General features: G+C 66.4%; 2 protein-coding genes. Both read right to left on the bottom strand.

All coding sequences use genetic code 11. The features are described from left to right. Positions 1-5: 5 nt before the first annotated feature. Entirely contained in the window at positions 6-1,520 is a 1,515-nt protein-coding gene (gene tnpC, locus F2P45_RS34040) for an IS66 family transposase (RefSeq protein ID WP_166882631.1), read from the bottom strand. A gap of 54 nt (positions 1,521-1,574) precedes the next feature. Next, the coding region (tnpB, locus tag F2P45_RS34035) for an IS66 family insertion sequence element accessory protein TnpB (RefSeq protein ID WP_223164904.1) at positions 1,575-2,002 on the bottom strand (428 nt) is incomplete at its 5' end.

The following is a 2,002-nucleotide window of genomic DNA, read 5'->3' as shown; positions in this document are numbered from 1 at the left end:
TAGCGCTAAGTAAAGTCGGGGAATGGCAGCAGCGAATCAATCTGGCTGTTGGGGCACGTCGGGAGACGTTCCAGCACGATGGCCAGCCAGCGCGCCGGATCAAGGCCGTTGAGCTTGGCGGTAGCGAACAGACTCTGGATGGCGGCAGCGCGGCGGCCCGCGCGTTCAGAGCCAGCGAAGAGCCAGTTTTTCTTGCCGATGGCGATGGGACGGATCGCGTTCTCGACCGGGTTGTTGTCGATTGGCAGGGTGCCCGAGCTGGCGTAACGCTGCAGCGCCGGCCAGCGCTTGAGCGCATGATCGATTGCCTTGGCCGTGCCGCTGCCGGCCGCCACGGTTCGCTGGTTCACCAGGAGCCAGGCGTGCAGTTCGGCCAGCGCCGGCAGCGCCAGTTGTTCGCGCAACAGCATGCGCTGCGGTGGGTCCAGTCCGACGCCTTGCTGCTCGATCGCGTAAAGCTTGGCGATACGCTGCAGTGCCTGCTCGGCGACGGGGCTCTTGCTGGCGGCATGCACATCGAAGAATTTGCGGCGGATGTGGGCCAGGCAGGCCAGCTCGGTAGGACCGTCGGCGAACATCGCCTTGTAGCCGGCATAGTCGTCCACCATCAGGTGGCCGCGCCAGCCGTGCAGGAACGAGCGCGCGTGGGCGCCGGCGCGGCTGGTCTGGTAGTCGAACACGACGATCGGCGGGCCGTCATCGTGCACGCCGGAACGATAGGCCCACAGGTAGGCGTGGCGCGTCTTGCCACTGCCCGGATCGAGCTGGCGCACTGGCGTTTCATCGGCATGCAGGCAATCGTGCTGGCGCAGCAGTTCGGCCAGCCGGTCCGCCAGCGGCTGCAGGGCCACGCCGATGCGCCCGATCCAGTCGGCCAGGGTCGAACGGGCCAGTGGCACGCCCTGGCGCGTTGCGATCTGCTCGATCCGGTACAGCGGCAGGTGGTCGAGATACTTGCAGGCGGCGATCCAGGCCAGCAGGCCCACCGCGGCCATGCCACCATCGATGACGGCAGCCGGGATCGGCGCTGCTGTCACCGTCTCGCAGGGACGGCAAGCATATTGCGGACGAATGTGGCGGTGCACGAAGAAGCGCGCTGGCTCCACGTCCAGTTGCTCGCTGACGTCCTCGCCGATCTTGACCAGGTCGGCGCCGCACTGGCCGCACTGGCACGACTCGGGCTCATGGCGGTGCTCGATGCGCTCCAGTTCCGGCGGCAGCGGTTGGCGGCCGGCGCGCTTGCGTGGCGGTTTGACGGGTGCCTGGCTGCGCAGTTCCTCATCGATGGCCGCGAGGTCCATATCGACGGTTTCGTCGAACAGCATGCGCTGTTCCCCGACCAGTGCTTCGCTGGCCTTGCCAAAGCGCACGCGCTTGTAATAAGCCAGCTCGAACGTCAACGCCTTGATCTTGAAGTCCTTCTCGGCCAGCCTGGCCTGCTGCTGTTCGATCAGCGCCTGCACCTGCGCCAGCAGCGCTGGGGCGATGTCGGTGCGGGCAAGTTCGTCGAGCAGGTTCATGCCGAGCAGTTTACCGGTCTTGGACGACGTTTACAAGTGCAACAGTTTACGTCGTCATAAGCGCCACTGCGCAGGGGCGGGCGCCGACAGGCGCTGCCAGTCCACGCCAGCGATGAGCCACTGCCACTGTTCGGCACTGACCTGCCAGCTTGCCTCGTCGGCTGCGGGCCAAATGAACTGGCCACGGTGCAGCCGGCGCAGGCACATCCAGACGCCGGTGCCATCCCAGCACACCACTTTTAAGCGCGTGCGGCGCCGGTTGGCAAACACGTACGCCGTGCCGTCGCAGGGCGGACGGCCCAGCGCCTGCTGCACGTGCAATGACAGCCCATCAATGCCAGTGCGCATATCCACCGCCGCAGTGGCAAGCCAAATGCTATCTGCCGACACATCCATCACAGCGCCCGCATCAACTCGGCCAGCCAGCTGGCCGGCACGTCGAGCGGCACGGTCACGGTCCAGCCGCGTTCGCTGCGCAGAAC

Origin of the sequence: Massilia mucilaginosa (assembly GCF_011682145.1) — a bacterium.
Classification (GTDB): domain Bacteria; phylum Pseudomonadota; class Gammaproteobacteria; order Burkholderiales; family Burkholderiaceae_D; genus Telluria_A; species Telluria_A mucilaginosa.
Note: the sequence above shows the minus strand (reverse complement) of the source record. Positions and strands in the feature narration are given on the sequence as shown.